Source organism: Pelagerythrobacter marinus (assembly GCF_034375205.1).
Taxonomy (GTDB): domain Bacteria; phylum Pseudomonadota; class Alphaproteobacteria; order Sphingomonadales; family Sphingomonadaceae; genus Pelagerythrobacter; species Pelagerythrobacter marinus.
The window spans coordinates 1,966,844-1,993,687 of the sequence record NZ_CP139719.1; the positions used below are offsets into that span (position 1 = coordinate 1,966,844).

Below are 26,844 nucleotides of genomic sequence, written 5' to 3' on the forward strand. Positions count from 1 at the left end.
CGCGATGATACTGGTGATCGACAACTACGACAGCTTCACCTTCAACCTGGTCCATTACCTGATGGAGCTGGGCGCCGAGGTGCGGGTGGAACGCAACGACGCGCTGTCCGCGGCCGAGGCGGTGGCCAGCGGCGCGAAAGGCGTGCTGATCTCCCCCGGCCCCTGCACCCCGAACGAGGCCGGGATCAGCCTCGACCTCGTTGCCGCCTGTGCCGATGCGGCCCGGCCGCTGCTGGGCGTGTGCCTCGGCCACCAGGCGATCGGCCAGCATTTCGGCGGGCGCGTGGTGCGCGGCGGGCTGATGCACGGCAAGACCTCGCCGGTCGATCACGACGGGAGCGGCGTCTTCGCCGGCCTGCCCTGCCCCTTCACCGCGACCCGCTACCACTCGCTGGTGGTGGAGGACGTGCCTGACGCGCTGGCGGTCAACGCGCATAGCGAGACCCCGGGCCTCGACGGCACGTGCGTGATGGGTTTCCGCCACCGCGACCTGCCGATCCACGGGGTCCAGTTCCACCCGGAGAGCATCGCCACCGATCACGGCCATGCCCTGCTCGCCAACTTCCTGCGCCTGTGCGGGATCGAGCCCCGCCTGCCGGCAAGGGCCGCGGCATGAGGACGCTGCCCGAGGCGGAACCGCACCTGAGCGAGGCCGAGGCGGAGGAAGTCTTCGGCTGGATCCTCGACGGTGAGACGAGCGAGGAGGAGATCGCCCGTTTCCTGATCGCGATCACCGAACGCAGCGAGACGGCGGAGGAGATCGCCGGGGCCGCCCGCGCGCTGCGCGCCCGCCTGATCCCGGTCGCCGCGCCCGATGACGCGGTCGACTGCTGCGGCACCGGGGGCGACGGGCACCACACGCTGAACGTGTCCACCGCCGTCAGCCTGGTGGTCGCATCGGCCGGCGTGCCGGTCGCCAAGCACGGCAACCGCGCGGCGAGCAGCAAGTCCGGCGCGGCCGACACGCTCGAGGCGCTGGGCCTCGACATGGAGGCCGCGGGGCGCACGGCGGAGAAGACGCTGGCCGAGATCGGCATCTGTTTCCTCTTCGCCAAGAACCACCATCCCGCGATGGGCCGCATCCAGCCGATCCGCCAGCGGCTGGGCCGGCGCACGATCTTCAACCTGATGGGCCCGCTGTCCAACCCCGCCGGGGTGCGGCGGCAGCTGATCGGGATCGCCCGGCCCGCCTATGTCCCGATCTATGCCGCGGCGAAGGCGCGGCTGGGGACCGAGCGGACTTTCATCGCCTCCGGCGACGAGGGGCTCGACGAGCTGAGCCTGGCCGGCGGCAACGAGCTGGCCGACGTCGCCGGCAACGACTTCGAGATGCGCCGCGTCGAAGCCGCCGAAGCCGGCCTGCCGAGCGCCCCGGTGGAGGCGATCCGCGGGGGCGACGCACGGCACAACGCGCGCGCGCTGAAGGCCCTGCTGGACGGCACGCCCGGCCCCTATCGCGACGCCGTGCTGTTCAACGCCGCCGCCACCCTGATCGTCGCCGGCCGGGCGAGCGGCTGGGAAGAGGGCGCGGCGATCGCCGCCGAATCGCTCGACAGCGGCAAGGCGGGCGCGCTGCTCGACCGCTGGATCGCGCTGGCGCAATAGCGCCCTAGCCACCCCCCCCGGGCAATTGCGAGAAGTCGGTCAGCGCCGCGTCGCGCAGGCCGCGCCAGACGTTGCGCGCCTGGACCGTCGCGGCCACGTCGTGCACGCGCAGCAGCTGCACCCCCGCGTCCATCCCCGCGATCGCGAGCGCCAGGCTGCCGCCGAGCCGCTCGTGCGCAGGGGCCTCGTTGCTGAGCGCGCCGACCATCCGCTTGCGGCTGGCGCCCAGCATCAGCGGCTGGCCCAGCGCGTGGAACAGCGGCAGCGCGTTGATCAGCGCGAGGTTTTCCGCCAGCGACTTGCCGAAGCCGATCCCGGGGTCGAGCACGATCCGCTCGCGCGCGACGCCGGCCGAGAGCACCGCGTCGCGCCGCGCCCGGAGCCAGTCGAACACGTCGAACACGACCGCGTCGTAATCGCCACCGGCATGAAGGTCGTCGCCTTCGCCCGGGGCATGCATCAGGATCACCGGGCAATCGCGCGCGGCGACGAGTTCGAGGCTGCGCGGATCGTGGCGCAGGGCCGATACGTCGTTGATCATGTGCGCGCCTGCGTGGAGCGCGGCGTCCATCACTGCCGGCCGGCGGGTATCGACGCTGATCGCCGCGCCCATCGCGGCGCAGTATTCGACCGCGGGGATCACCCGCTCGATCTCTTCCCCTTCCCATACCGCCGCCGCGCCCGGGCGCGTGCTTTCGCCGCCGATATCGACGATCGCGGCCCCCGCTTCCAGCATCGCGGCGGCATGGTCGCGGCCGTGTTCGGGCCGGTCGAGGAACTGCCCCCCGTCGGAGAAGCTGTCGGGCGTGACGTTGAGGATGCCCGCCACTTGCGGCTGGTCGAGCCGCACGGTCCGCGCGCCCAGTTCCAGCGGCGGATGGGCCAGGCGCAGGTTCGCCCATTGCTCCTCCGCCTCGGCGTCGAGCCCGGCGGGCAGGCGGGCGAACGTCTCGGCCGCGGTTTCGGGCGTGAAGCGCCAGCGCTCCACCACCGCGCCCTCGCGCCGCACGACGGCGGCGAAGCGATGGGCATAGACCATTCCCCCGCCCAGGCGGATGCAGTCGCCTTCCTCCCCCTGCGGGCTCGCCGCAAGGCCGATCGGCTGGAGATAGACCCGTTCGCTCATTGCCCTGCCGGCCCGATGATATGTTGAGACATGGACCGCATGTTACACAGTCCTGGACCAAAAGAATCGCGCTGCACGAAGCAGGTGCAAAACGGGCGCGATGCAGGGCGAATCACGGTCATGCATCCGGCCTAGCGGGTGAGAGCCGTGTAGGACAGCGTGCGCCGCGCCCGGCGCATCAATCCTCGGTCGCGAGGAGGTAGAGCTGGCGCGCAGCGTCGATCGGCTTGACCTCGCCATCGACTTCGTAGTGCCAGAAAGTCCACCCGTTGCAGCTCGGCGCGCCCTGCAGGTCCTTGCCCAGGCCGTGGATGCTGCCGACCTGTTTTTCATACGCCAGCGAGCCATCGGCGCGCACGGTCGCGGTCCAGCGGCGTTTCTTGTCGAAGACCTGCGTGCCGGGCGCGATATAGCCGTTCTCGACCAGCGCGCCGAAGGCGACCTTGGGCGCGGTCTTGCGGCTCTGCATCGTGGTCAGCGCGCTTTCGTCCAGCGGCAGTTCCTTCGCGATCCGCTTCAGCGCGGCCTGGCGATAGCCGCCCTCGCGCTCGCACCCGATCCATTCGCGCCCCAGGCGGCGCGCGACCGCGCCGGTCGTGCCGGTGCCGAAGAACGGATCGAGCACGACGTCGCCCCGCTCGGTCGTGGCGAGCAGGACGCGGTAGAGCAGCGCCTCGGGCTTCTGCGTCGGGTGGACCTTGTGCCCGCCTTCCTTCAGCCGTTCCTGCCCGCCGCAGATCGGCAGGACCCAGTCGCTGCGCATCTGCAGCTCGTCGTTCAGCGTCTTCATCGCGCGGTAGTTGAAGTGATACTTCGCCTTTTCGCCCTGGCTCGCCCAGATCAGCGTCTCGTGCGCGTTGGTGAAGCGCGTGCCGCGGAAATTGGGCATCGGGTTGGCCTTGCGCCAGACGACGTCGTTGAGGATCCAGAACCCCAGGTCCTGCAGGATCGCGCCGACGCGGAAGATGTTGTGATAGCTGCCGATCACCCACAGCGCGCCGTCGGGCTTCAGCACGCGCTTCGCCTCGGTCAGCCAGGCGCGGGTGAAATCGTCGTAGGCCTTGAAGCTGTCGAACCGGTCCCAATCGTCGGTCACCGCGTCGACGTGGCTGCCGTCGGGGCGGTTGAGGTCGCCGCCGAGCTGGAGGTTGTAGGGCGGATCGGCGAAGACGAGGTCGATGCTGGCATCGGGCAGGCGGCGCATCGCCTCGACGCAATCGCCGTCGAGGATCTCCCCCAGCGGCAGCTCGGGCGCCAGTTCGCGCGGCGCGGCAACCGGCTTCGCGCGGCGCAGCGCCCGTGTCTTCGTCGTCTCGACGACCCCCATGTCATTCCCCCGTTGGCAGATTTATCCACAGGGTGAGTCCAAGCGGACTCGGCGTCAAGCACCGATTTCGCGCGTGGCATCCGGCCGGTGCCGACCTTGCCGGAGAACGAAAGGAGTCCCCCACAAGATATTGAGTCCGCGCGATTCGGCCCGACTCGATATGCTGCGGGTGTTGCCCGAAGGACTCAATTGCATCGCGAAAGCCGGGGGTTCGCGAACGCCGGCGGCGCGTCAGGCCGGGGCGGCGAACAGGTCCATCTGCGCGACGGGGGCGAAGCTGCGGCGGTGGAGCGGGGTCGGCCCGTGCAGCCGCAGCGCCTCGACATGGTCGCGCGTGCCATAACCCTTGTTGCGTTCCCACCCGTAGTGCGGGTGTTCGCGCGCGGCAGCGACCATCATCCGGTCGCGCCATTCCTTGGCCACGATCGAGGCGGCGGATATCGCCGGCTCCTTGCCGTCGCCGCCGACGATCGCGCGCGCGGGCCAGCGCCATTCGGCCCGGCGGCCGTGCGGGGTCAGGTTGCCGTCCACCAGCACTTCGTCCGGATCGCGCGCCAGCGCCTCGGCCAGGCGGGCGACCGCCAGGGTCATGGCCAGCATCGTCGCGCCGAAGATGTTCAGCCGGTCGATCTCCACCACTTCGACCACCCCGACGCCCCAGGCGCAGCGCCGCCGGATCGCCTCGTCGATCCGCGCGCGCGAGCCGGCGCAGAGCCGCTTCGAATCGTCGAGCCCGGCCGGTCGCGGCTTGCACAGCGCGACGGCTGCCGCCACAACCGGTCCGGCCAGGGGGCCGCGCCCGGCCTCGTCCACGCCGACGACCAGCGGCGTTGCACCGAACGACTGATGGGGAGTTGCACTGAACATGACCAAGACCGCGATCCTTGCCGCTATCCTATCGCCATGCATGCTGCTTTCCGCAAGCTGCAGCGCCGAACCGTCCGGGGAAACCGGGTCGACCGCCGCCGCCCCCGCCGCCGGGGAACCGGTATCGGTGCTGGAAGGCGGCGATTTCGCAACCCGCTCTTTCGGCAGGTTCGACGAGCCCTGGGCAGCCGCCTTCGCGCCGGGCACCGCGACCCTGTTCGTGACGGAGAAGAGCGGGACGATGAAGTTCGTCGATACCGCGACCGGGCGCACCGGCACGGTCGCAGGGATGCCGCAAGTCGATTACGGCGGCCAGGGCGGCCTGGGCGACGTGGCCTTCCTGCCGTCCGAAAGCGCGGACACGCTGGGCCGGCGCACGATCTACCTGACCTGGGCCGAGGCCGGGGAAGGCGACACCCGCGGCGCGGCCCTGGGCCGGGGCACGCTGGTCTGCGAACAGGCCGATGCCTGCGCGGTCGAAGGGCTGGAGGTGATCTGGCGCCAGCAGCCCAAGGTGACCGGGCGCGGCCACTATTCGCACCGCATCGCGATCGCGCCCGACGGCCAGCACCTGTTCCTGTCGTCGGGCGACCGGCAGAAACTGGAGCCGGCGCAGGACCTGTCGAACACGCTCGGTTCGATCCTGCGGCTGACGCTCGACGGCGAGGCCGCGCCGGGCAATCCCTTCGCCGATCGCGGCAGCCCGTCGGACCAGATCTGGTCCTACGGCCATCGCAATGCCCTGGGCCTGCAGTTCGACGCCCAAGGGCGCCTGTGGGATCTCGAGCATGGCCCGGCCGGGGGCGACGAGCTGAACCTGGTCGAACGCGGCGCCAACTACGGCTGGCCGGTCGTCTCGAACGGCGAGCACTACAATGGCGATCCCATCCCCGCCCACGCCACCCGGCCCGAATTCCGCGCCCCGGCGATTGGCTGGACCCCGGTGATCGCGCCGGGCGACTTCCTGTTCTACTCGGGCCGCCTGTGGCCGGAATGGGAAGGCCAGGCGATCATCGCGGCGATGAAGCCGGCGGGGATCGTGCGCGTCGCGATCGACGGCGAAAGCGCGCGCGAGGTCGCCCGCATCCCGTCGGAAAACCGCATCCGCGAGATCGTCGAGGGCCCCGACGGCGCGCTGTGGATCCTCGAGGACGGCGACGGCCGGCTGATCCGCATCGCGCCGGCCTGATCCCGCGCCCGCCTTCCGCCCCCGCCCGGCTGCCGGGCCGCCGGGACGCGCATGGCCGGGGCGCGCAAAGCCGGGGCGTGCAAAGCCGGGGCGCGCAAAGCCGGGGCGGGGCTGGCCCAAGGCGAATTTGGTCGACTCCGCCGCCCCGCGCGCCTAACCGCGCGCGCCAATGGCAACGATCGTCCCCCTTGGCTCCATCGACCCGGCGCTGGTCGAGGAACTGCTCGACCGCGCTTTCGGGCCGGACCGGCACGCGCGCACGGCCTATCGCATCCGCGAGGGGACGCAGTGGCTGCCCGCGCTCAGCTTCGCCGCGGCGGACGATGCCGGATACCTGGTGGGCACGATCCAGCTCTGGCCGGTCGCGCTGACCGATCCCGCCGGGCGCGCGCACCCGATGATCATGGTCGGCCCGGTGGCGGTCGTGCCCGAGCGGCAGCAGGAAGGGTTCGGCAAGGCGCTGATGCTCGCCGCACTCGGCGCGCTGGAACCGGGCGCCCTGCCGCAGGTGATGATCGGCGATGCGGAGTACTACGGCCGCTTCTTCGGCTTTTCCGCCGCCCCCACGGTGGGCTGGCGCTGCCCCGGCCCCTACGACCCGGCGCGCCTGCTGGTGCGGTGCGACAACCCGGCGATCCTGCCGGCCGAAGGGATGCTGGGACCCTGGCCGCAGCAGGGGGCTCCGCGCGCCGAGGATTGAGTCGCCCCCGGCAATCTGCCAACCGGATGGCGATGCCTTACGATCCGCCTCCCGAACTCGCGGGCCTGACGCTCGACCAGGTCGCCGAACAGGTCGCGCAGCGCAAGTTGCCGCCGGTCGAGCAGTGGAGCCCGGAAAAGACCGGCGACAGCGCGATGCGCATTGCCGCCGACGGCACCTGGTTCCACGAGGGCAGCCCGATCGCGCGCCAGGCGATGGTGCGCGCCTTCGCCGGGCTGCTCACGCGCGATGCCGCGGGCCGGCACTGGCTCGTGACCCCGTTCGAGAAGCTGGCGATCGCGGTCGAGGACGCGGCCTTCATCGCCACCGACGTCGTGCGCCGCGACGGCGGGCTGGCCTTCCGCCTCAATACCGACGACCTGGTGATCGCCGGCCCCGGGCACCGCCTGCGCGCCGCCGGCCCGGCCGACAGCCCGGCGATCTACCTCGGCGTGCGGCGCGGGTGCGAGGCGCGGCTGAACCGCAGCACCTGGCTGCAACTGGCCGAAATCGCGCTGGCCGAAGGCGACGGCACGCGCGTGACCAGCGGGGGCGAGACGTTCTCGCTGATGCCCGGATGAGCGCGCTGTTCGAGCGGTTGCAGGCCCTGTTCGAGGAAGGGCACCGGGCCGATATTCCCGATCTCCTGTCCGACGAACGCTTCGCCGATGCCGAGCGGGTGGCCGATGCCGCGGTGCTGATCGCGGTGACCGACCGCCCCGCACCCGGCGTGATCCTGACCCAGCGGCCCGCCGGGATGCGCGACCACCCGGGCCAGGTCGCCTTTCCCGGCGGCAAGATCGACCCGGGCGAGAACGCGATCGAAGCCGCCCTGCGCGAGGCGGAGGAGGAACTGGCGATGCAGCCCGCGCATGTCCGTGTGATCGGCGCGACCGACCGTTACCAGACCGGCACCGGGTTCGACATCACGCCGGTTCTGGGCGTCGTCCCGCCCGACCTTCCGCTGGAACCCAATCCGGGCGAAGTCGACGCCTGGTTCGAGGCCCCGCTCGACGTCCTGCTCGCGCGCGAGAACTGGAGCGAGCACGAGGTCTTCTGGCGCGGCGCGACGCGGCGCTATCTCGAATACCACCACCAGGGCTTCCGCATCTGGGGCGTGACGGCGGCGATCATCGCCAACCTGTCGCGCCGGATCGAGTACAGGGCGCTGTTCGATGCCTGATCCGCTGCCTTCCACCCTGCCCCCGGCCGACTGGACCCGGCGCGAAGGCCTCGCCGCGCTGGTCGCCGCGCTGGGCGCGGACCAGGTGCGCTGGGTCGGCGGCGCGGTCCGCGACACCCTGCTGGGCCAGCCGGTGAACGATGTCGACGCGGCCACCCCGCTGACGCCCGACGCGGTGATCGACCGGCTGCGCGCGGCCGGCATTCGCGCGATCCCCACCGGGATCGAGCACGGCACCGTCACCGCCGTCCTGCCCGACGGCAATGTCGAGGTCACGACCCTGCGGCGCGACGTTTCCACCGACGGGCGACGCGCCACCGTCGCCTTCGCGACCGATTGGCGCGAGGATGCCGCGCGCCGCGATTTCACGATCAACGCGCTCTACGCCGCGCCCGACAGCGGCACGGTGTTCGACTGGTTCGGCGGGCTGGACGATCTCGCCGCGCGCCGCGTGCGCTTCATCGGCGAGGCACGCCAGCGCATTCGCGAGGACCACTTGCGCATCCTGCGCTATTTCCGCTTCCAGGCCCGCTTCGGCACGCGGCTGGACGAGGAGGCGGAGCAGGCCTGCGCCGAGCTGGCGCCGATGCTCAAGGGCCTGTCGCGCGAGCGTGTCGCGGCGGAGCTGCTCAACCTGCTGTCCCTGCCCGATCCCGCCGACACGCTCGAGCGGATGCATGGACTGGGCGTGCTGCCGGTCGTCCTGCCCGAAGGCGGGCGCGCCACGATCGCCGCGCTGCGCCGCCTGGTCGCGGCGGAGCGGGCATCGGCCGTCGCGCGCGATCCCGTGCGCCGCCTCGCCGCGCTGCTGCCCGCCCTGCCGCCGGTGGCCGAGACGGTCGCCTCGCGCCTGCGCCTGTCGAAGGCCCAGCGCGAGCGGATCGCCTGCGCGGCCGCGCGCAGCGCCGCCGACCGCGAGGATCCGCGCGCGCTTGCCTATCGCGAGGGGCGCGAATGCGCGATCGACCGCCTGCTGCTGGCGGGCGAAGACCCGTCCCCGTTGATCGGGTGGGAGGTGCCGCGCCTGCCGCTCAAGGGCGGGGAGATCGTCGCCCGCGGGGTCGCCGCCGGGCCCGAAGTCGCGCGGCTGCTGCGCGCGGTCGAGCGCGAATGGGTGGCCGAAGGCTTCCCGCCGCGCGAAAGAGTCGAGCGTATTCTTGAAAAAATGCTCCAGACTTTCTGAATCTTGCTTCATCGTGGTTTAATGTCGCCGTCCCTATAAAGAGGCGGTTGCCATCGCCTGCGACGCTTGCGATGGAGCCGTTCGCCCATTTTCGGGCGTTTCGGGGTTCCTGCTATTCATGGCGGGGCACGGCGCGGGAGGTGCATTACCTCCGCCGGCGCCCCCGTATTCCAGAACGGTCGATTTCCTGCGGGCCCAGTGCGCGCGTGTAAGTCCCTTGATTTGAATTGTTACGGAGTGATTTTATGAAGTTCTCGAAAATGGCCATCGCCGCCGTCGCCGCCGCCGGCCTCGCCACTGCAGCGCACGCCCAGGGCGTGGCCGTGGGCGCGACCGTCTATGGCCCCGAAGGCAACCCGGTCGGCACGATCGAGAGCGTCGCCGACGGCGTCGTGACGGTCGACACCGGCAAGCACCGCGCCCCGCTGCCCGCCGATGCCTTCGGCGAAGGCGAGCAGGGCCCGACGATCACCGTCACCAAGGGCGATCTCGACGCGATGCTGGACCAGCGGCTTGCCGCCGCCAACGAGGCGCGCGACGCGGCACTGGTCGAAACCGCCGCCGTCATCACGGCCGACAACCAGCCGCTCGGCGTGGTCAAGAGCGTCGAAGGCGACGCGGTGATCGTGACCGGTTCCGAAAGCGACCTGAACCTGCTGCGCGAACACTTCGCAGTGAACCAGAGCGGTCAGCTCATGGTCCTGTTCACCCAGGCGCAGATCCAGGAAGCGCTCGCGGCGCAGACCGCTGCCGCGCAGGGCGGCCAGGACGGCGCCTGAGCCAGTCCCCGATGCGGGGGCCGGCGCGCCGGCCCCGCCCGGGCAGAAACGTGAAAGGGCCGGTCGCGCGATTGCCGCGACCGGCCCTTTTTCCGTGGGGGCCAGTTTCCTGTAGGTCGATTTCCTTGCCGGCCGATTCCTCGTCGGCGGTTCCCTGGCGGGCCAGCGCGGCGATGGCGCCGGCGTCCCGCCCTGTCAGAAGCGGTTGTCCTTGGGGAAGCCCTGGGGCGGCAGGCGGCCGGCGGCGCCGCGGGCGACCTTCCACTGCCAGATCTCGTTCTCGGTCCGCGTGCGCCCGGTCTCGCCGCCCATCGTCCAGCTCAGCCCGTCGGCCAGGGTGAACGTGGTCGCATCGCTCAGCCCCCCGTCGCGGTAGCGCTGCAGGGTCACCCCCTGGCCGCGCGCGAGCATCGGCAGTTCCTCGAGGTTGAAGACCACCAGCTTGCGGTTGTCGCCCACCACCGCGACGTGATCGTGCGCCTCGGCGATTTCGCGCACGACGCGCAGCTTCGCCCCGCCCTTGAGGTTGACGACCTGGCGCCCCTTGCGCGTTTCGGCCAGGATTTCCTCGGTCGCGGCGGCAAAGCCCTTGCCCGTCGTCGCGGCCAGAAGCAGCTGCCCCTTGGGCCGGTGGACGACCAGGCCGACGACTTGCGCCTCCGGGTCCATGTCGATCATGTTGCGGATCGGCTCGCCGAAACCGCGCGCGCCGGGCAGCTTGTCCGCCCCCAGGGTGAAGATTCGCCCGTTGTCCGCGGCGACCAGCAGCTTGTCGGTCGTCTGCGCGTGGAGCGCGAAGGCCGGGCCGTCGCCTTCCTTGAACTTCCATTCGCTGTCGAGATCGGCGTGCCCCTTGGCCGCGCGGATCCAGCCTTTCTGCGACAGGATCACCGTCACGGGTTCCTTCTCGATCATCGCGTCCATGCTGAACTCGACCGCGGGGGCGGCCTCGCGGATGGTGGTCCGCCGCCGGCCCAGCGGGGTATCCTCGGCATATTCCTTGCGCAGGGCCACGAGATCGCGCTTGAGCCGGGTACGCTGGCGCGCCGGGCTCCCGAGCAGTTTTTCCAGCTCGTCCTGTTCCTTCAGCAGGTCGGCCTTTTCCTGCCGCAGCTGCATTTCTTCCAGCTTGCGCAGGGACCGCAGGCGCATGTTGAGGATCGCTTCGGCCTGCCGCTCGGTCAGGTCGAACTCGGCCATCATCACCGGCTTCGGCTCGTCCTCGGTGCGGATGATCTCGATCACCCGGTCGAGGTTGAGGAAGGCGGCAATATAGCCTTCGACCAGCTCCAGCCGGCGGGCGATCTGGTCCAGCCGGTGGCGGCTGCGGCGCTGGAGCACGTCGATCTGGCTCTGCACCCAGTGGGTCAGCAGTTCCTTCAGCCCCATGACCATGGGCGTGCGGCCCATGCCCTCGGTGACGTCGAGCACGTTGAGGTTGAGGCCGAAGCGCGTTTCCAGGTCGCTCAGCTTGTAGAGCGATTCCTTCAGCAGCTCGGGATCGACGTTGCGGCTGCGCGGGACGAAGACGAGGCGGATGTTCTCGTCGCTCTCGTCGCGGATGTCCTCCAGGATCGGCAGCTTCCTGTCGGCGATCAGCTGGGCGACCTGTTCGATCAGCTTGCCCTTGGGCACCTGGTAGGGGATCTCGCTGACGACGAGCTGCCATTGCCCGCCGCCCAGCCGCTCGATCCCCGCCTCGCGGTCTTCGGCCTTCTCCGCCTCCTCCGCGTGGAACCGGGCGCGGATGCGGAACGATCCGCGCCCCGTCTCGTAAGCGTGCGAGATCGTCGCCGGGCTATCGACCACCAGCCCGCCGGTGGCGAAGTCCGGGCCCCTGAAAAGCTCCATCAGCCGGGCATGTTCGACATGCGGGTTGTCGATCAGCTCCAGCGTGGCATCGATCACCTCGGCTACGTTGTGGCTGGGAATGTTGGTCGCCATGCCCACCGCGATCCCGCTGGCGCCGTTGGCCAGCAGGTTGGGAAACAGGCCGGGAAAGACCTCCGGCTCGCTTTCCTCGCCGTTGTAGGTCGGGATGAAATCGACCGTCCCCTCGTCCAGCCCTTCCATCAGGCGCAGCGCAGTCTTCGTCAGGCGCGCTTCGGTATAGCGGTAGGCGGCGGCGTTATCGCCGTCGATATTGCCGAAGTTCCCCTGCCCTTCCACCAGCGGATAGCGCAGGGCGAAATCCTGCGCGAGGCGGACCATCGCGTCATAGACGCTGGCATCGCCGTGCGGGTGGTACTTGCCGATCACGTCGCCCACGACGCGGGCCGATTTCTTGAACGCGCTCGCCGGGTCGAGCTTCAGCTGGCGCATGGCCCACAGCAGCCGGCGATGGACCGGCTTCAGCCCGTCGCGCAAGTCGGGCAGCGAACGCGCGGTGATGGTGGACAGGGCATAGACCAGGTACCGTTCCTCCAGCGCGGAATCGAACGGTGCATCGACGATCGCGTCGAAGGGATCTTTTTCGTCTTCCAGAGTGGCCATGCCACTGGTCCTAGCAGCGCCACGGGCCGGCTAGAAGAGCGGAACGGCGCGCTTTCCCCACGCGTTGCCGGGGCAACTGCAATCAACAGGAGAAACCCCATGGCACGTGCACTCATCCTTGCCACCGACGGCTTCGAACAGTCCGAGCTGACCGGCCCGCGCGACAACCTGGAAGAGGCGGGCATCGACACGACGATCGCCAGCCTCGAAGACGGCGAGATCCGCGGCTGGGACCAGAAGGACTGGGGCGAGAGCGTGAAGGTGGACATCACCGTAGGCGAGGTCGAGGTCGGCGATTACGACGCGATCGTCCTGCCCGGCGGCCAGATCAATCCCGACGTCCTGCGGATGGACGAAGACGCGGTCGCCCTCGTGCGCCGCTTCGCCGAGGCGGACAAGACCGTCGCCGCGATCTGCCACGCGCCCTGGCTTCTGGCCGAGGCGGGCCTGGTCGAAGGCAAGACGGTGACGAGCTGGCCCTCGATCCGCACCGACCTGAAGAACGCCGGCGCCAACGTGGTGGACCAGGAAGTGGCCGAAGACGGCAACTTCATCACCAGCCGCAACCCCGACGACATCCCGGCCTTCTCCGAAGCGATCATCTCGCGGCTCCAGGGCGTCGATCGCGCGGCCGCCTGATTGCCCGCGCGGCACATGGCGCGCCCGCTTTGCCGGAGCGCGCCCACGGGGCCCGTCGCACCGCGCGGCGGGCCCTTTCGCATCGGGCGCGGCCTTCAGCCCGGGTCTGGCGTGGCCCTCAGGCCGGGTCGGCCGCGGCGTCCCCCGCGTCGGGGTCGCGGCGGGGCATGGTCAGGGTGAAGCGCGTTTCACGCTCGTCCGAGGCGACGTCGAGCGTGCCGCCGTGCAGCCGCGCGATCTCGCTGGCGATGAACAGCCCGAGGCCCAGGCCTTTCTGCCCTTCGCGGAAATCGGCGCGGTAGAACGGTTCGAACAGGCGCGCGCGCGCGGCCGCGGGGATCGGGTCGCCGCCGTTGGCGACCGACAGGATGAATTCATCGTTCGTGGTCCGCGCCTCCAGCCGCACCGGCTGGTCGGGCGCGCCGTGGGAAATCGCGTTGCCCATCAGGTTGGAGGCGAGCTGCCCGATGCGGTCCGCGTCGCAGTCCACCGCGCGCTCGAGCGCGAGCGAGACGTCGAACGCGCGGCGCGGGGCGATCGCCCGGCTTTCCGCCGCCACTTGTTCCAGCGCCTGCTGCAACGGCGCATCGGCGGTCTTCTGCACCGCCAGGCCGCCGCCCAGCCGCCCGCGGGCGAAATCCATCACGTCGTCGATCAGGCGGTTGGCGCGCGCGATGCTGCCTTCCATCTCGCGCAGGATCAGGTGCTCGCGCTCCCCCAGCCCCTCGCACCGCTTGACCAGCCGGGTCCCGGCCTCCAGCGCGGCCAGCGGGTTGCGCAAGTCGTGGCCGAGGACGGCGATGAACTGGTCGCGCAGCTCGATCGCCTCGTGCTCCGCCCGGGCCTGGGTCTCGGCCTTGATCCGCGCCTCGATCAGGCTGCGTTCGAACGTGCGCCGATCGACCGCCTTGAACACGGTGAGGCGGGTGAAGAGATGGCGCTCCCCCTCCCCCCGCCGCTCGGCCGCGTTGGCGATCACCGGGATCTTGTTGCCCCGCGCATCGACCAGGTCGAGCGCGATCTCGTGCACGAAACCCTGCAGACGCAGGAGCGGGGCGAGATGGGTCTCGAACGCGATCTTGCCCCCGAAGCTCAGGATCTCGTGGACCGTGCGGCCGAGGATCTCGTCCTCCTCGCGGCCGATCCAGTCGCACAGCGTGCGGTTGAGCTTGACCACGCGCCCGTCGGGCGACAGCGACAGGTAACCGCACGGCGCGTTGTCGTAGAGGTCCTTCAGGTCCTCGGCCGGGGTATCGTCGGGGGGACGGCCGGCTTCAGACAAAGGCGCGCATGGCCCTGATCACCTCGTCCGGCGCGCTCAGGTTCGGGCAGTGGCCGCTGGCGTCGAGCATGACGAAGCTGCTGTTCGGCAGGTTGCGGTGAACATATTCGCCCACGCAAGGCGGCGCGATCACGTCTTCACGGCATTGCAGCACCAGGGTCCGCGCGGTGACGCGGGCCAGGTCGTCGCGGTTGTCGGAGAAGAACGTCACCCCGGCGAATTCGCGCGCGATGTCCGGATCGGTGCTGCAGAAGCTGTTGGTCAGCCGCTCGCCCAGTTCGGGCCGGTCGGCATTGCCCATGATCGTGGGGCCCATCGTGGCCGCCCAGCCGAGGTGGTTCTCGGCCAGGAATTCCAGCAGCTCCTCTATCTGCGCGTGCGAGAAGCCGCCGGTATAGCCCTCGTCGTCGATGTAGCGCGGCGAGGGGCCGACCATCACCAGGTCGGTGAACATGCCCGGCTCCTCTATCTGCGCGAGGGCGCCGATCATCGCGCTGACCGAATGGCCGACGAAGATCGCGCCCGACAGGTCCAGCGCGCGGCCGATTTCCACCACGTCGGCGGCATAGCCGTCGAGCGAGCCGTAGCGCGCGGAATCGTAGGCCGAGAGGTCCGACTGACCGGCCCCGACATAGTCGAACAGGACGACGCGGAAATCGTCCTCGAACGCGCTGGCGACGTCTTTCCACATCGTCTGGTCGCAGCCGAAACCGTGGGCGAAGACCATCGTCCTCTCCCCAGCGCCGCGCACCTGCACGTTGTTGCGCGCGAGAATGTCCTGAGCCCTCATGGCGGCGGTGACTAGCAGGTCGCGGCCGATAACGGTAGCCGTCGCGTGCGCCCCGCCGCGCGTCCGCTCAGATCACGCTCATGTCGTGCGCTTCGGCGGGAATGCGCACTTCCAGCCCGTCGAGCGCGCGGGTCAGCAGGACCTGGCAGGACAGGCGGCTCGTGCGCTGGACCCCGGCGGCGAGATCGAGCATGTCCTCTTCCTCCTCGCTCGCCTCGGGCAGCCGGGCGAACCATTCGGCGGCGACGATCACGTGGCAGGTGGAACAGGCCATCTGCCCTTCGCAGGTCCCCTCCAGCGGCATCCCCGCCGCCTGCGCAAGTTCGAGCAGCGGCGTGCCCTCTTCCCCCTCGGCCTCGGTCACCGCGCCGCGGGGCGAGACGAAGCGGACGCGCACGCTCATGCGCGCTGCCCTTCGGCCGCGGCGTCGATCAGCGCCGCCGCGCGTTCGAGCTGGTCGATCGTGGTATAGCGGCCGAAGCCGACGCGGATCGCGGTCTTCGCCTCGGCATCGGACAGGCCGATCGCCCTCAGGACATGGCTGGTCTTGCCCGACCCGCTGGCGCAGGCCGAGCCGGCGGAGAACATGACCTCGCGGCACTCGCTCATCAGCCGGGCCACATCCAGCCCCTCGCGCCGGATATTGAGGTTGCCGTGCCAGCGGGCATCGGCGCTGCCGTTCAGCGTCCAGCCCGAAAACAGCTCGCACGCGCGATTCCACAGCGCCTCGACATGGGCGGCATCTTCCGCCCGCCGTTCCAGCGCCACTTGCGCCGCGGCGCCGAACCCGGCGCAGAGCGCGGGGCTGAGCGTGCCCGAACGCAGCCCCTCCTGCAGCCCGCCGGTGACTTGCGGGTCGAGGTCCAGCCCGTCGCGCACCCACAGCGCGCCGATCCCCTTGGGGCCGTGCATCTTGTGCGCGCTGATCGCGATCATGTCGGCCGCCGGCACGTCCATCTTGCCGCAGGCCTGGACCGCGTCGCACAGGAACAGCGCGCCGGCCCGCTGCGCGCGTTCGCGCCACTGGTCGACCGGCTGGATCGTCCCGATCTCGTTGTTGACCGCCATGACCGCGACCAGCCCGACATCGGCGGGCAGCGGGGCATCGGGATCGGCCACCCCGTCCGGCCCAACGGGAATCGCGCTCGCCTGGCCCAGCGCCAGCGCGGTGTCGCGCACGGCCGCGTGCTCGATCGCCGTGAACGCAATGCCCGCCTTGCGCTGCGGGGCCGATCCGCGCATCGCGAGGTTGACCGCCTCGCAGGCATTGCCGGTGAAGATCACCCGCCCGCCCGGCGGCAGCAGCGCCGCGACCCGTTCGCGCGCGACCTCGACCGCGGCCGCCGCCTGCCGCCCCATCCGGTGCGGACTGTGCGGATTGGCGAAAGCCGTGCCTTCGGGCCCGTCGAGCCAGCGCAACATGGCCTCGCGCGCCTCGGGCGCGAGCGGGGTCGTGGCCTGGTAATCGAGATAGATCATCGTGCTGCGATTCCTTTCCGTCGCGCCCCGGCCTTTCAGCCGCGCCCCGGCCTTCCGGCTGCGCCCCTGGCTTCGGTTGTGCCCATATCCTTCACGTCAGCGATGTCCATGCCGCGGCGAAGCGTTCCAGCTCGTCGGCGGTCGTGTTCCAGCCCAGGCTGACCCGGATCGTGCGCGCCGCGACATCGTCCGCCACGCCGAAGGCATCGAGCACGCGGCTTTTCTTCAGCGTGCCGGAAGAACAGGCGCTGCCGGCCGAAACGGCAAAGCCCATCGCGTCGAGCCGGATCAGCAGCGCCTGCGCGCTCATCGCCGGATGGGCGAGTGCGAGGATATGCGGCGCGTGGTCCGCACCGGGCGCGATCCGCGCGGGGGCAAGGGTTTCGGCGAAGGCAAGCCGCTCGGCCGCATCGGTCCGCCAGTCGCCGGCGCGTTCCAGCGCGGCGGCGAACCCGGCGATCGCGGGCAGGTTTTCCGTCCCCGCGCGATAGCCGCGCTCGTGCCCGCCGACCGGTTCCAGCAGCGCGAAATCGCGCAACAGCAGCGCCCCGACCCCGACCGGACCGCCCAGCTTGTGCGCGGAGACGACCGCCATGTCGCAATCGGGCAACGCGATCTTGCCCGCCGACTGGGCGCAATCGGCGAGCAGGAGGCCGCCCCCCGCGCGGACTTGCGCGGCAAGCCCGTCGCCCGGCAGCATCAGCGTGCCGGTTTCCGGGTTCAACTGCTGGATCGCGACCACGCAGGGGCCCTGCCCCGCCAGCGCCGCCGCCAGCGCGGCGGGATCGATCCGCCCCCCGTCTGCCGGCAGGATCGCGGCGTCGCGGGCGGCACGGAACACCGCGTCGTGTTCTGCCGCGCTCGCGGCCCGGCGATCCGCCCTGGCCCGCCCGAGCGCGATCGCCAGCGCCTCGCTCGCGCCCGACGTGAAGATCACTTCGCCCTCCCAGTCCAGCGCGCGCTTCACCCGTTCGCGCGCGTCCTCCAGCGCGGCCTTGGCCTTGCGCCCTTCGGCATGGGGGCTGGAAGGATTGGCCCAGAGGGCGAAGGCGTCCTCCATCGCCGCGCGCGCTTCGGGGCGCAGCGGGGTCGTGGCGGCATGGTCGAGGTAGATGCGGTCGGGAATGGCTCTCTCGTCGTGGTCGGGCCGGCGTGGCGGCGATTGCGATTTTGCTCCGGCGCACTATATAGCCCGGCACCTCGCGCGCGCCAGCCGCGCGGTTGTCAGCTCTAGCAGGTGCCACCCCGATGCCCTCAGTCATCTTTCCCGGCCCCGAAGGCCGCCTCGAAGGTCGTTTCTCCCCGCCCCCGCGCCCGCGCGCGCCGGTCGCGATGATCCTCCACCCGCACCCCCAGGGCGGCGGCACGATGAACGAGCGGATCACGCAGCGCCTCTACAAGACTTTCGTCGATCGCGGCTTCGCCACGCTGCGGTTCAACTTCCGCGGCGTCGGGCGCAGCCAGGGCAGCTTCGACAACGGCGTGGGCGAACTGTCCGATGCCGCCGCCGCGCTCGACTGGGTCCAGTCGATCCACCAGGAAGCGCAGGTAACCTGGGTCGCCGGGGTCAGCTTCGGCGCGCTGATCGGGATGCAGCTGCTGATGCGCCGGCCCGAGATCCGCGGCTTCATCTCGATCGCGCCGCCGGCCAACATGTACGATTTCAGCTTCCTCGCCCCGTGCCCGGCCAGCGGCATCTTCGTGCAGGGCGCGGCCGACACCGTGGTCCAGCCGGCCGCGGTGACCAAGCTGGTGGAAAAGCTGCGCACGCAGAAGCACATCACCATCCACCACGAGGAAATTCCCCGGGCCAACCACTTCTTCGAGAACGAGATCGACGAGCTGATGGCCTCGGTCGACAACTACCTCGATTTTCGGCTCGATCCCGACTGCCCGATCAAGTGACCGCCACCCCCGCTGCCGCCGCGACCGGGCGGTAACGGGGGGCCGGCGCCGCACCACGCGCGGCGCGACGGGTTGCAGCACGCAACGCGAAATCGCTGGGTACCGGCCAGGTCACGTTGTATCATTCCTGTCACGGGAGGAACCTGCCCCGGCTTGCCGCGGGCAGACCGGAGAGAGGAATGTCCCATGGCCTATACCGATAACCAGTCGCGCGCGGACCGCGCAAAGTCGATCGCCGGCGTCGTCGCCGTTCACGGCGCTCTCGGCTATGCCCTGCTCGTCGGCCTCCAGGCGAGCGGCGTGATCGAGCAGCCGCCGCGCCTGACCGGGACCACGGTGACCGTACCGGTCGCCCCGCCGCCCGAGCCCGAGCCGGAACCCCGGGCCGGGAACCCGCCTTCGGCCGCCAGCCCCTTGCCCGCGCCGACCCCGCCGATCGACCTGCCCCGCACGCGGACCGAGATTGCCGTGATCGACGTGGAGCTGCCGCCGGTCACGCTCGATACCGACCTCGCGCCGCTGCCGCTGCCGTCCACCGCGCCCGCCCCGGGCGCCGGCGCAGGGCAGGACGCGGTCGCCGCGAGCCCGCGCAACGACCCGGCGCGCTGGATCACCCAGGCGGACTATCGCAGTTCGTGGATCAACCGCGAGCTGACCGGGGTGGCGCGATTCCGGCTGCAGGTCGGTGCCGACGGGCGGGTCCGTTCCTGCACGATCACCGGTTCCAGCGGCCATGCCGAGCTGGACCGGGCGACCTGCGACCTGGTGACGCGCCGCGCCCGGTTCGATCCCGCGCGCAACCCCCGGGGCGACCGCGCGCCGGGCAGCTACAGCAGCGCGGTGGCCTGGCAGATCCCGGACTGACGGCGGGCTAGTCGGCGGCGCCCTGCTCGATCCGGTCGAGCGGGGCCTCGCCGTCCGATGTCGGCACGGTCCAGATCGCGACATTGGCGAAACAGACCAGCGCGAGGACCACCATCAGCAGGGCCTGACGGGGGGAGCCGCCCTTGCGCCAGAGGATGAATGCCCCGACCAGGAGCGCGATCCCGGCCAGCATGACGATCGAAAGCACGGTGCCCATCGCGGGTTCTCCCTCCATTTCCTGCCTGCGGCCCTAGCGCTGCGGGCCGCGCGGCACCAGTTCGTTTGACACCCGCGGGCCGCCGGGCCAGACATTCGGGCATGACCCGGATCACCACTTCGCTCACCCGTCGCCAGGCCCTCGCGGGCGTGGGCGCCGGCGTCTCGCTGGTCGCGCTGGGCGGCTGCCAGCGCGCGCTTTCCGCCACCGCCGCAAGCGCCGGCCCCGCCACCGGCGGCCAGACGGGTGCCGCCCTGCTGGAAGACGTGGCCTACAACCTCCTCGCGCACGAGCCGGAGCGGGCGACCGGGCTGGGCGTGGACACCGGCGTTCACGCCGCGCTGCGCGCGCAGCTGGAAGACCAGTCGCCGGCCGGCCAGCGCGCCTATGCCGAGACGCTGCGGGCCGACCTTGCGCGGGTGCGCGCCTTCGACACCGCGACGCTCGACGCCGACACGCGGACCAGCTTCGAAGTGGTCGAAAGCGCCTATTCCACCGCGCTCGACGGGTTCGCCCTGCCCTATGGCGACGTCGCGGTCGGCAGCTGGCGCAATTCGCCCTACGTCGTGATCCAGAACGTCGGCACCTACATCGACATGCCGCGCTTCATGGACACGACCCACCCGGTGCGCGACGCCGCCGATGCACAGGCCTACCTCGCGCGGCTGGAGGCACTGCCCGCGGTGCTCGACGGCGAGCTGGCACGCATCCGCGATGCCCGCGCGATGGGCCTCGTCCCGCCCGATTTCCTGCTCGACCAGGCGATCTCGCAGATGGAACAGACCATTGCGGAGACCGCCGGGGGCGGCACGCTGGTCGAATCGCTCGCCAGCCGCACGCGCGAGGCAGGGATCGCGGGCGACTGGCGCGGGCAGGCCCATGCCCTCGTCAGCGGGCCGGTGACCGCCGCCCTGCGCCGCCAGCTGGCCGAGCTGCGCGCCCAGCGGGCGGTGGCAACGCCGGAGGCGGGCATGTGGGCCCGGCCGCAGGGCGACGAATGGTACGCCTGGGGCCTGCGCGCGGCGACCACGACCACGCTTTCGCCGGACGAGATCCACCAGATCGGCCTCGACGAACTGGCCGCGCTGCACGGGCAGATGGACCCGATCCTGAAGGAGATCGGCTATACCCGGGGCACCGTGGGCGAGCGGATGCGCGCCCTGTCGGAAGACCCGCGCTACAAGTTCGCGGAAGGCGATCCGGGGCGGAAGGAAATCATGGATTTCATCCACGAACGGATCGACTGGATCAAGGCGCAGATGCCGCGCGCGTTCAACACGCTGGTCGATCCCAATCTCGAGGTTCGCCGCCTGCCGCTCGCCGAAGAACCCGGCGCGCCGGGCGCCTATGGCGGCGCGGGCAGCAAGGACGGGTCGATCCCCGGCCGCATGTGGATCAACCTGCGCACGACCGACCTGCACCGCAAGTACGACCTCGCCGACCTGACCTATCACGAGACGATCCCCGGCCACGTATGGGAAGGCGAATATTCGAACCGCCTCCCGCTGATCCGCTCGATCCTGTCGTTCAGCGCCTTTTCCGAAGGCTGGGCGCTCTATGCCGAACAGATCGCCGACGAACTGGGCGCCTACGACGATTTCAAGGTCGGACGTCTCGGCTACCTGCAGAGCCTGGCCTTCCGCGCCTGCCGCCTGGTGGTCGATACCGGGTTGCACCACAAGCGCTGGACGCGCGAGGAAGGGCGGCGCTTCTTCGTCGAGCGCAACGGGTCCAAGCCCGACGAAGTGGCGAGCGAGGTCGATCGCTACTGCTCGTGGCCCGGCCAGGCCTGTGCCTACAAGATCGGCCACAGCGAAATCGCCCGCCAGCGCGCCCGCGCGCAGGCCGCGCTGGGCGACGCCTACAGCTTCAGGGCGTTCAACGATGCCGTCGTCCTGGGCGGCAATGCCCCGCTGGACGTGATGGCCAAGAACGTCGGCCGCTACATCGAGCGCGCCGGCTGATCGCTAGCCGGCAGGGATCGCGAGGACAACGTCCCTGCCCCCGCGCACGACGGTGAGCCGTTCGGCCTCGCCCGGCCGCGCCGCGCCGGCCAGCCACTCCATCGCCTCGCAGCGGCTGGCCGGGCCGATCGCCGGCACGCGCACGCCGTCGATCGCCACGATCCGGTCACCCAGCCGCAAGCCGGCGCGGGCGGCGGGCGATTGCGCGAAGAGGCGCACGACGCGCACCGCGCCATCGGCAATCGCGAGCGCGTAGCCCGCCTCGGCCGCCTGCGGCGCCGGGTCGGCGCGGGGCGCAAAGACCGCTTGCCCGCCCGGGTAGTCGAGCGTCACGACATGGCTCGCGAGCAGCCCGGTCCCGACCAGGCTCGGCGGCACGACCCGCGTGGCCGCCCGGACCGGCGCGAGCTGCCGGCCGCCGATGACGAAGCTGTCGAGGGTGAAGCGTTCGAGCGGCCCCGGCGCGCCCCGCCCGCCGGCCGAAACCCCGTGCGAGCCCTCGCCCCGCGCCAGGCTGCCGGGCCGGATCGCCGCGCGCACCGCCCGGGAGGCGGCCGCCCGGTCGTAGAGCACGACGCTGTCGGGGGAGCCGGTGTCGAACAGGAGCCGGTCGGCCATCTCGCCCACGCGGTAATCGATCACCGGCGCGTGCGGATAGCCGAAGCGGTGCAGCGGCGCGACAACGGCCCCCTCTTCCGCCGCGGGCACGGCGCCGGGCGCGAAGATCGACAGTTCCCCCGCGCCCGCGTCGATCCGCCAGCCGCTGCCGGGCAGGATCTCGGACCCGATCACGCCGCCGTCGAACAGGCAGGGGCCAAGCTCGATCGCGGCATAATCGAACACCAGCACCGGCACGTCGCGGAAAGTCACCCCGCCGATTTCGAGCCGGTCGAGGACGACGAAGTCCATCGTCACCTCGGCCCCGTTGGCATCGCGCCCGGTATTGCTCCCGATCGTTCGCAGGCCCAGTTCATCGGCCAGCTCGCGCGAGATCATGCTGGGGGAACCGGTATCGAACACGAATTCGCGCGCGACGCCGTTGGCCCGCGCCTCGATCACCAGCATGTGGCGCGAGCGGGTGAAGGGGACCACGGCGACGGGCTCGGCACGCTCGATCGCGACCGGTTCGGCCAGCACGGCGGTCAGCGGCTTGTCCTGCGCGGCCAGAGCCGCCCCGCCGGGCAGGGCCAGCGCTGCCAGGATGACCGTGATCGCATTGTCGGCGCGCATCGTCTCGCCTCCCGCCATTTATCCCGGCGCGAGAGAATGGACGGCCGGCGGGCAAATGCAAGCGCCGGTGCCGGGGCGGCCGCTAACGCACTGAGCGCGCGAGCTTTCGATTTTTCCTGTGGGCCGTTGTGCGACCGGAAAGGCGCGGGTGCCGGCGCAACGCGAGGGCGCGCCGGCGCTGCGAATGTCAGCGGATCGTGGCGCTCACGCTCAGGAACTCGGGCTGCGGCCCGTTCCACTCGCCCGGCGGCACCGGGGTATCGTCCTCGCGGCGGCCGCGGCGCTTTTCCGGGCGCTCCCCGCGCGGAGCCGACTTCTCGCGGCGCGGCTTGCGGGGGCTGTCGCCGCCTTCCGCGCGCTCTTCGGCGCGCGAACGGCGCGCGCGGCGCGGCTTCTCGTCGTCGTTCCGGGCGCCCCTGGAGCCGGATTCGCGGCTTTCGGAATCCCTGCTTTCGGCCCTGTTGCCTTCCGAGCTCTGGCCTTCCGAGTTCTGGCCTTCCGGTGCCGGCTTCAGCTCGACGCGAACGTCCTTCTTGCCGAACACGGGAATCTCGGAGCCGGTCAGCTTCTCGACATTTTCGATCGCCTCGGCATCTTCTTCCGCGACGAAGGTGAAGGCGCGGCCCTTGGCCCCCGCGCGGCCGGTGCGGCCGATGCGGTGGACGTAATCGTCCGGGTGCCACGGCGTGTCGAAGTTGAACACGTGGCTGACGCCCTTGATGTCGAGCCCGCGCGCAGCGACGTCGCTGGCGACGAGGATGTTGACCTCGCCCGCCTTGAACCGGTCGAGCTCGCGCAGGCGGCTGGTCTGGTCCATGTCGCCGTGGATCTCGCTGCTCGCGAAGCCATGGCTCTGCAGGCTCTTGTTCAGTTCGCGCACCGTGGTCTTGCGGTTGGCGAAGATGATCGCCGTCTCGACCAGGTCGTTGCGCAGCAGCCAGCGCAGCGTCTCGCGCTTCTGGCGGCTCTTCACCGGCACCTTGAAGGCGGTGATGTCCTTGTTCGTGCTGGCCGCGCGGCTGACCTCAATCCGCTTCGGATTGTCGAGGAACTTCTTGGCCAGCTTCTCGATCGGCGGCGGCATCGTGGCCGAGAACAGCATCGTCTGGCGCGTGTCGGGCAGCTTGGAACAGATGAACTCGATATCGGGGATGAACCCCATGTCGAGCATCCGGTCCGCCTCGTCGATCACCAGCAGCTCGCACCCGTTGAGCAGGATCTTGCCCCGTTCGAACAGGTCCATCAGCCGGCCCGGGGTGGCGATCAGCACGTCGACGCCTTCGTTCAGCGCCTTGACCTGGTCGCCCATCTGCACGCCGCCGATCAGCAGCGCCATCTTGAGATCGTGGTTGGTGCCGTACTTCTCGAAGTTTTCCGCCACCTGCGCGGCCAGTTCGCGGGTCGGCTCCAGGATCAGGCTGCGCGGCATCAGCGCCCGGCGGCGGCCGCTGGCGAGAACGTCGATCATCGGCAGCACGAAGCTGGCCGTCTTGCCCGTGCCGGTCTGGGCAATGCCGATGATGTCCTTCATCATCAGCACGGGCGGAATGGCCTGGGCCTGGATCGCCGTCGGCTCGGTATAGCCGGCGGCTTCGACTGCCTTGAGCAATTCAGGTGATAGGCCGAGATCGGCGAAGGTCATGCGTTAGGTGCTGTCCGGGTCATGGGCAAAGAGCCTGGCAGGCGCTTCGCACCTGCACAATCGCCGCGCCCTTTGCGCGGGACGCGCGCAAAAGTCAAGGAAAGCCCTTTGCCGGCACCGGCCCGGCAATGCCCGGGGATGTGTGGGGGCGATGTGGTGGCGATGCGGGGGGTCAGTCGCGCTCGGCGACGAGGCGGTGCAGCTTCTGCACTTCGCACTTCACCCCGTTGCGCGATTGCAGCTTGTCGCGATCGACGCACAGCATCCCGTCGGAATTGCGCTCCACGTAGAAGCCCGAATAGAAATCGCGCGCGAAGCACGACCGCTCCAGCCGCGCGGCATAGACGCGCCGGTCGCGCATGTAGAGCATCAGGCGGTTGTCGCGCGAAGGCTGGACCGCGCCGATCGCGGCGACCGGCAGGCACTCGCCCGCCTCGCGCTCCACCACCCGCCGGCTCGGCGCGGCGCGCGGGGCGACGAAGGAACTCATGTTCTGCCGCCCGCTGTCGCTGCGCGGGCCGATGCGGATGATCACGCGCTGTTCGATCCGCACCTGGGCCTGTGCCGGGACGCTGCGTGCCGCCTCGATCGCGAGCCATCCGGGGGCAGCCCGGTCCGCGCCCGGCGCATCGCGCTGCTCCGCCCGCGGCAGCAGATGCGCGTCCTGCCCGCCGGTCGGCAGGGGCGGCGCGAACAGCAGCATCAGCGGTGCAAACAGGACGGCAGGACTGGTCATCGGCGCGGGTCGCGGTCTCCGTCATCGTGGCGGGGCGTCGGGGCGAGAGGGCCTGGGCAATGCCCTTATTCGCCCCGGCGTCCTAGCGCAAACGCTTGAATGCAGCCTTAATCCTGCCGCCTGCGCGCGGTGGAACAGGGGCGAAGCGCCGCGACGTGTGGCGCAGTGCGACGCGCCTGTGCCATAGGCGGGGCCATGCACGATCCCGATTCCTTCCTCGCCGCGGCGGCCGACCTGCTCGGCGAACGCGGGCTGACCCGCGACCCGGAACTGATGGACGCCTGGCTGACCGACTGGCGCGGCCGCTATCGCGGCAAGGCCCTGGCGCTCGCCTCGCCCGCCTCGACCGCGCAAGTCGCCGCGCTCGTGCGCCTCTGCGCGCAGCATCGCGTGCCGATCGTGCCCCAGGGCGGCAACAGCGGCATGTCCGGCGGGGCGACGCCCGACGACAGCGGCACGGCCCTGCTGCTCTCGCTGCGCCGGATGGACGCGATCCGCGCGATCGAGCGCGACGCGCAGCAGGCCGTGTGCGAGGCGGGCGTGGTCCTGCAATCGCTGCACGAGGCGGCCGCGGCCGCGCGGATGCGCTTCCCCCTCACCCTGGGCGGCAAGGGTTCTGCCACCGTGGGCGGGCTGATCGCTACCAATGCCGGGGGCACGCAGGTCCTGCGCCACGGCACGATGCGCGCGCAGGTCCTCGGGCTGGAGGCGGTGCTGGCCGACGGCAGCGTGTTCGATGCCCTGACCCCGCTGAAGAAGGACAACCGCGGGTTCGACCTCAAGCAGTTGCTGATCGGGTCGGAAGGGACGCTGGGCATCGTGACGGCGGCGACGCTGCGGCTCCTGCCCGAGACCGGCGGGCGCGCGGTGCTCTGGGCCGGGCTCGGCTCGATCGCCGATGCGCGCCGTCTCCTGCTTCATTGCGAGGAGCGCGCGGGCGGCGAGCTCGAAGGGTTCGAGGTGATCCCGGCGCACAGCCTGGCTGCCGTGCTCGACCACCTGCCCGACGCGCGCAGCCCGCTGGCCGGCGAGCACGCCTGGCACGCGCTGATCGAACTGGTCGCCGCCCCCGGCGAGGCCGAGGGGCTGGCCGGACTGGCCGAGAGCCTGCTGACCGCCGCGTTCGAGGCCGGCCTGGTCGAAGACGCGACGATCGCCGCGAACGAGGGGCAGGCCGAACAGTTCTGGCTCCTGCGCGATTCGATCTCCCCGGCGGAGCGGGCGCTGGGCCCGGCGATGCAGCACGACATCTCCGTCCCGGTGGCCCACATGGCCGCTTTCGTCGAACAGGCCGTGCCGGCGGTGGAAGGGCGCTTCCCCGGCACCCGCGCGGTCGCCTTCGGCCACCTGGGCGACGGGAACGTCCATTTCCACGTGCTCGCCCCGCCGGGCACCGCGCGCGGCGCGTGGGAAGACGGCGAAGGCAAGGCGATCAGCGCCTTCGTCCACGACCTGGTGACCGACTGGGGCGGCTCGATCAGCGCCGAACACGGGATCGGCCAGATGAAGCGCGACGAACTGGCGCGCCTCGGCGACCCGGTCGCGCTGGCCATGATGCGCAGCGTGAAGCAGGCGCTCGACCCGCACGGCCTGCTCAATCCGGGCAAGCTCGTTACGCTTGCGCCCGCAGCGCCCAGCAACTAA

Annotated in this window: 26 protein-coding genes; 13 read left to right on the plus strand and 13 right to left on the minus strand. The window is 70.8% G+C overall.

Features of this window, described 5'->3' with window-relative positions:
- Positions 1-4 precede the first annotated feature (4 nt).
- Both T8T98_RS09695 and trpD read left to right on the plus strand, forming a co-directional pair.
- Positions 5-616 (plus strand): anthranilate synthase component II, encoded by a 612-nt coding sequence (locus T8T98_RS09695; RefSeq protein WP_251105326.1) that lies wholly within the window; start codon positions 5-7, stop codon positions 614-616.
- On the plus strand, positions 613-1,605 hold the full coding sequence (trpD, locus tag T8T98_RS09700) for an anthranilate phosphoribosyltransferase (RefSeq protein ID WP_251105325.1): 993 nt from the start codon (positions 613-615) through the stop codon (positions 1,603-1,605). The genes T8T98_RS09695 and trpD overlap by 4 nt, the downstream gene beginning before the upstream one ends.
- Before the next feature lie 4 nt (positions 1,606-1,609).
- Here trpD and folP read toward each other — a convergent pair whose 3' ends face one another.
- The 3 genes from folP to T8T98_RS09715 all read right to left on the minus strand — a co-directional run bounded on the left by folP (position 1,610) and on the right by T8T98_RS09715 (position 4,925).
- A complete protein-coding gene (folP, locus tag T8T98_RS09705; RefSeq protein ID WP_251105324.1) occupies positions 1,610-2,731 on the minus strand; it encodes a dihydropteroate synthase in 1,122 nt (373 codons plus the stop codon).
- A 178-nt stretch (positions 2,732-2,909) separates the two neighbouring features.
- Entirely contained in the window at positions 2,910-4,058 is a 1,149-nt protein-coding gene (locus T8T98_RS09710; RefSeq protein ID WP_322295658.1) for a site-specific DNA-methyltransferase, read from the minus strand.
- A gap of 231 nt (positions 4,059-4,289) precedes the next feature.
- The gene (locus tag T8T98_RS09715) at positions 4,290-4,925 is read right to left on the minus strand and encodes a ribonuclease HII (RefSeq protein WP_251105323.1); all 636 of its coding nucleotides are present in this window, start codon (positions 4,923-4,925) and stop codon (positions 4,290-4,292) included.
- Between the two features lie 40 nt (positions 4,926-4,965).
- Here T8T98_RS09715 and T8T98_RS09720 point away from each other — a divergent pair, with 40 nt between their 5' ends.
- The 6 genes from T8T98_RS09720 to T8T98_RS09745 all read left to right on the plus strand — a co-directional run bounded on the left by T8T98_RS09720 (position 4,966) and on the right by T8T98_RS09745 (position 9,959).
- Positions 4,966-6,114: a PQQ-dependent sugar dehydrogenase gene (locus T8T98_RS09720; protein WP_237486825.1), complete on the plus strand. Its 1,149-nt coding sequence runs from the start codon at positions 4,966-4,968 to the stop codon at positions 6,112-6,114.
- Positions 6,115-6,283: 169 nt separating this feature from the next.
- Positions 6,284-6,814, plus strand: a complete 531-nt coding sequence (locus tag T8T98_RS09725) for a GNAT family N-acetyltransferase (RefSeq protein WP_251105322.1) — start codon at positions 6,284-6,286, stop codon at positions 6,812-6,814.
- A gap of 32 nt (positions 6,815-6,846) precedes the next feature.
- On the plus strand, positions 6,847-7,395 hold the full coding sequence (locus tag T8T98_RS09730; protein ID WP_251105321.1) for a DUF1285 domain-containing protein: 549 nt from the start codon (positions 6,847-6,849) through the stop codon (positions 7,393-7,395).
- On the plus strand, positions 7,392-7,997 hold the full coding sequence (locus T8T98_RS09735) for a CoA pyrophosphatase (protein WP_251105320.1): 606 nt from the start codon (positions 7,392-7,394) through the stop codon (positions 7,995-7,997). Before T8T98_RS09730 ends, T8T98_RS09735 begins: the two co-directional genes overlap by 4 nt.
- Positions 7,990-9,180 carry a CCA tRNA nucleotidyltransferase gene (locus T8T98_RS09740; RefSeq protein ID WP_322295659.1) on the plus strand — a complete coding sequence of 397 codons (1,191 nt, stop codon included), beginning with the start codon at positions 7,990-7,992 and terminating at the stop codon, positions 9,178-9,180. Before T8T98_RS09735 ends, T8T98_RS09740 begins: the two co-directional genes overlap by 8 nt.
- 245 nt (positions 9,181-9,425) lie before the next feature.
- Positions 9,426-9,959: a hypothetical protein gene (locus T8T98_RS09745; RefSeq protein WP_251105318.1), complete on the plus strand. Its 534-nt coding sequence runs from the start codon at positions 9,426-9,428 to the stop codon at positions 9,957-9,959.
- A gap of 195 nt (positions 9,960-10,154) precedes the next feature.
- Here the strand turns inward: T8T98_RS09745 and parC are convergent, their stop codons facing one another.
- Entirely contained in the window at positions 10,155-12,452 is a 2,298-nt protein-coding gene (gene parC / locus T8T98_RS09750; RefSeq protein WP_251105317.1) for a DNA topoisomerase IV subunit A, read from the minus strand.
- A 99-nt stretch (positions 12,453-12,551) separates the two neighbouring features.
- Between parC and T8T98_RS09755 the strand changes: the two genes are divergently transcribed.
- On the plus strand, positions 12,552-13,091 hold the full coding sequence (locus tag T8T98_RS09755; RefSeq protein WP_160733134.1) for a type 1 glutamine amidotransferase domain-containing protein: 540 nt from the start codon (positions 12,552-12,554) through the stop codon (positions 13,089-13,091).
- A 118-nt stretch (positions 13,092-13,209) separates the two neighbouring features.
- On the opposite strand, the gene T8T98_RS09760 is transcribed toward T8T98_RS09755, so the two are convergent.
- The 5 genes from T8T98_RS09760 to T8T98_RS09780 all read right to left on the minus strand — a co-directional run bounded on the left by T8T98_RS09760 (position 13,210) and on the right by T8T98_RS09780 (position 17,702).
- On the minus strand, positions 13,210-14,373 hold the full coding sequence (locus T8T98_RS09760) for a PAS domain-containing sensor histidine kinase (RefSeq protein WP_251105316.1): 1,164 nt from the start codon (positions 14,371-14,373) through the stop codon (positions 13,210-13,212).
- Positions 14,366-15,163 (minus strand): alpha/beta fold hydrolase, encoded by a 798-nt coding sequence (locus tag T8T98_RS09765; RefSeq protein WP_160733136.1) that lies wholly within the window; start codon positions 15,161-15,163, stop codon positions 14,366-14,368. The genes T8T98_RS09760 and T8T98_RS09765 overlap by 8 nt, the downstream gene beginning before the upstream one ends.
- Before the next feature lie 67 nt (positions 15,164-15,230).
- Positions 15,231-15,566: a 2Fe-2S iron-sulfur cluster-binding protein gene (locus T8T98_RS09770; RefSeq protein WP_160733137.1), complete on the minus strand. Its 336-nt coding sequence runs from the start codon at positions 15,564-15,566 to the stop codon at positions 15,231-15,233.
- Positions 15,563-16,642 carry a cysteine desulfurase family protein gene (locus tag T8T98_RS09775; protein WP_251105315.1) on the minus strand — a complete coding sequence of 360 codons (1,080 nt, stop codon included), beginning with the start codon at positions 16,640-16,642 and terminating at the stop codon, positions 15,563-15,565. The genes T8T98_RS09770 and T8T98_RS09775 overlap by 4 nt, the downstream gene beginning before the upstream one ends.
- Positions 16,643-16,733: 91 nt before the next feature.
- Complete coding sequence (locus tag T8T98_RS09780; protein WP_251105314.1) at positions 16,734-17,702, minus strand: cysteine desulfurase family protein; 969 nt, start codon at positions 17,700-17,702, stop codon at positions 16,734-16,736.
- 188 nt (positions 17,703-17,890) lie between these two features.
- Between T8T98_RS09780 and T8T98_RS09785 the strand changes: the two genes are divergently transcribed.
- Entirely contained in the window at positions 17,891-18,547 is a 657-nt protein-coding gene (locus T8T98_RS09785; protein WP_160733139.1) for an alpha/beta hydrolase, read from the plus strand.
- A 186-nt stretch (positions 18,548-18,733) separates the two neighbouring features.
- Positions 18,734-19,411 carry an energy transducer TonB gene (locus T8T98_RS09790; protein ID WP_251105313.1) on the plus strand — a complete coding sequence of 226 codons (678 nt, stop codon included), beginning with the start codon at positions 18,734-18,736 and terminating at the stop codon, positions 19,409-19,411.
- Positions 19,412-19,418: 7 nt separating this feature from the next.
- Here the strand turns inward: T8T98_RS09790 and T8T98_RS09795 are convergent, their stop codons facing one another.
- A complete protein-coding gene (locus T8T98_RS09795) occupies positions 19,419-19,646 on the minus strand; it encodes a hypothetical protein (protein ID WP_237486829.1) in 228 nt (75 codons plus the stop codon).
- 83 nt (positions 19,647-19,729) lie between these two features.
- Between T8T98_RS09795 and T8T98_RS09800 the strand changes: the two genes are divergently transcribed.
- Positions 19,730-21,592, plus strand: a complete 1,863-nt coding sequence (locus T8T98_RS09800; RefSeq protein ID WP_251105312.1) for a DUF885 domain-containing protein — start codon at positions 19,730-19,732, stop codon at positions 21,590-21,592.
- A 3-nt stretch (positions 21,593-21,595) separates the two neighbouring features.
- Here the strand turns inward: T8T98_RS09800 and T8T98_RS09805 are convergent, their stop codons facing one another.
- From T8T98_RS09805 to T8T98_RS09815, 3 genes are all read right to left on the minus strand, one after another.
- Positions 21,596-22,840 (minus strand): aspartyl protease family protein, encoded by a 1,245-nt coding sequence (locus T8T98_RS09805; protein ID WP_251105311.1) that lies wholly within the window; start codon positions 22,838-22,840, stop codon positions 21,596-21,598.
- A gap of 169 nt (positions 22,841-23,009) precedes the next feature.
- A complete protein-coding gene (locus tag T8T98_RS09810) occupies positions 23,010-24,464 on the minus strand; it encodes a DEAD/DEAH box helicase (RefSeq protein WP_251105310.1) in 1,455 nt (484 codons plus the stop codon).
- A 172-nt stretch (positions 24,465-24,636) separates the two neighbouring features.
- Positions 24,637-25,200 (minus strand): hypothetical protein, encoded by a 564-nt coding sequence (locus T8T98_RS09815; RefSeq protein ID WP_251105309.1) that lies wholly within the window; start codon positions 25,198-25,200, stop codon positions 24,637-24,639.
- 195 nt (positions 25,201-25,395) lie between these two features.
- Here T8T98_RS09815 and T8T98_RS09820 point away from each other — a divergent pair, with 195 nt between their 5' ends.
- Entirely contained in the window at positions 25,396-26,844 is a 1,449-nt protein-coding gene (locus tag T8T98_RS09820; RefSeq protein ID WP_251105308.1) for an FAD-binding oxidoreductase, read from the plus strand.

Bases quoted from the DNA above. Each gene is read 5' to 3' on its own strand.
- T8T98_RS09735 (WP_251105320.1), top strand. From the start codon at position 7,392: ATGAGCGCGCTGTTCGAGCGGTTGCAGGCCCTGTTCGAGGAAGGGCAC.
- T8T98_RS09775 (WP_251105315.1), bottom strand. From the start codon at position 16,642: ATGATCTATCTCGATTACCAGGCCACGACCCCGCTCGCGCCCGAGGCG.
- T8T98_RS09805 (WP_251105311.1), bottom strand. From the start codon at position 22,840: ATGGCGGGAGGCGAGACGATGCGCGCCGACAATGCGATCACGGTCATC.
- T8T98_RS09810 (WP_251105310.1), bottom strand. From the start codon at position 24,464: ATGACCTTCGCCGATCTCGGCCTATCACCTGAATTGCTCAAGGCAGTC.
- T8T98_RS09715 (WP_251105323.1), bottom strand. From the start codon at position 4,925: ATGTTCAGTGCAACTCCCCATCAGTCGTTCGGTGCAACGCCGCTGGTC.
- T8T98_RS09820 (WP_251105308.1), top strand. From the start codon at position 25,396: ATGCACGATCCCGATTCCTTCCTCGCCGCGGCGGCCGACCTGCTCGGC.
- T8T98_RS09755 (WP_160733134.1), top strand. From the start codon at position 12,552: ATGGCACGTGCACTCATCCTTGCCACCGACGGCTTCGAACAGTCCGAG.
- trpD (WP_251105325.1), top strand. From the start codon at position 613: ATGAGGACGCTGCCCGAGGCGGAACCGCACCTGAGCGAGGCCGAGGCG.
- T8T98_RS09790 (WP_251105313.1), top strand. From the start codon at position 18,734: ATGGCCTATACCGATAACCAGTCGCGCGCGGACCGCGCAAAGTCGATC.
- T8T98_RS09710 (WP_322295658.1), bottom strand. From the start codon at position 4,058: ATGGGGGTCGTCGAGACGACGAAGACACGGGCGCTGCGCCGCGCGAAG.
- T8T98_RS09815 (WP_251105309.1), bottom strand. From the start codon at position 25,200: ATGACCAGTCCTGCCGTCCTGTTTGCACCGCTGATGCTGCTGTTCGCG.
- parC (WP_251105317.1), bottom strand. From the start codon at position 12,452: ATGGCCACTCTGGAAGACGAAAAAGATCCCTTCGACGCGATCGTCGAT.
- T8T98_RS09785 (WP_160733139.1), top strand. From the start codon at position 17,891: ATGCCCTCAGTCATCTTTCCCGGCCCCGAAGGCCGCCTCGAAGGTCGT.
- T8T98_RS09765 (WP_160733136.1), bottom strand. From the start codon at position 15,163: ATGAGGGCTCAGGACATTCTCGCGCGCAACAACGTGCAGGTGCGCGGC.
- T8T98_RS09720 (WP_237486825.1), top strand. From the start codon at position 4,966: ATGCTGCTTTCCGCAAGCTGCAGCGCCGAACCGTCCGGGGAAACCGGG.
- T8T98_RS09780 (WP_251105314.1), bottom strand. From the start codon at position 17,702: ATGGAGGACGCCTTCGCCCTCTGGGCCAATCCTTCCAGCCCCCATGCC.
- T8T98_RS09740 (WP_322295659.1), top strand. From the start codon at position 7,990: ATGCCTGATCCGCTGCCTTCCACCCTGCCCCCGGCCGACTGGACCCGG.
- T8T98_RS09695 (WP_251105326.1), top strand. From the start codon at position 5: ATGATACTGGTGATCGACAACTACGACAGCTTCACCTTCAACCTGGTC.
- T8T98_RS09800 (WP_251105312.1), top strand. From the start codon at position 19,730: ATGACCCGGATCACCACTTCGCTCACCCGTCGCCAGGCCCTCGCGGGC.
- folP (WP_251105324.1), bottom strand. From the start codon at position 2,731: ATGAGCGAACGGGTCTATCTCCAGCCGATCGGCCTTGCGGCGAGCCCG.
- T8T98_RS09745 (WP_251105318.1), top strand. From the start codon at position 9,426: ATGAAGTTCTCGAAAATGGCCATCGCCGCCGTCGCCGCCGCCGGCCTC.
- T8T98_RS09770 (WP_160733137.1), bottom strand. From the start codon at position 15,566: ATGAGCGTGCGCGTCCGCTTCGTCTCGCCCCGCGGCGCGGTGACCGAG.
- T8T98_RS09725 (WP_251105322.1), top strand. From the start codon at position 6,284: ATGGCAACGATCGTCCCCCTTGGCTCCATCGACCCGGCGCTGGTCGAG.
- T8T98_RS09795 (WP_237486829.1), bottom strand. From the start codon at position 19,646: ATGGAGGGAGAACCCGCGATGGGCACCGTGCTTTCGATCGTCATGCTG.
- T8T98_RS09730 (WP_251105321.1), top strand. From the start codon at position 6,847: ATGCCTTACGATCCGCCTCCCGAACTCGCGGGCCTGACGCTCGACCAG.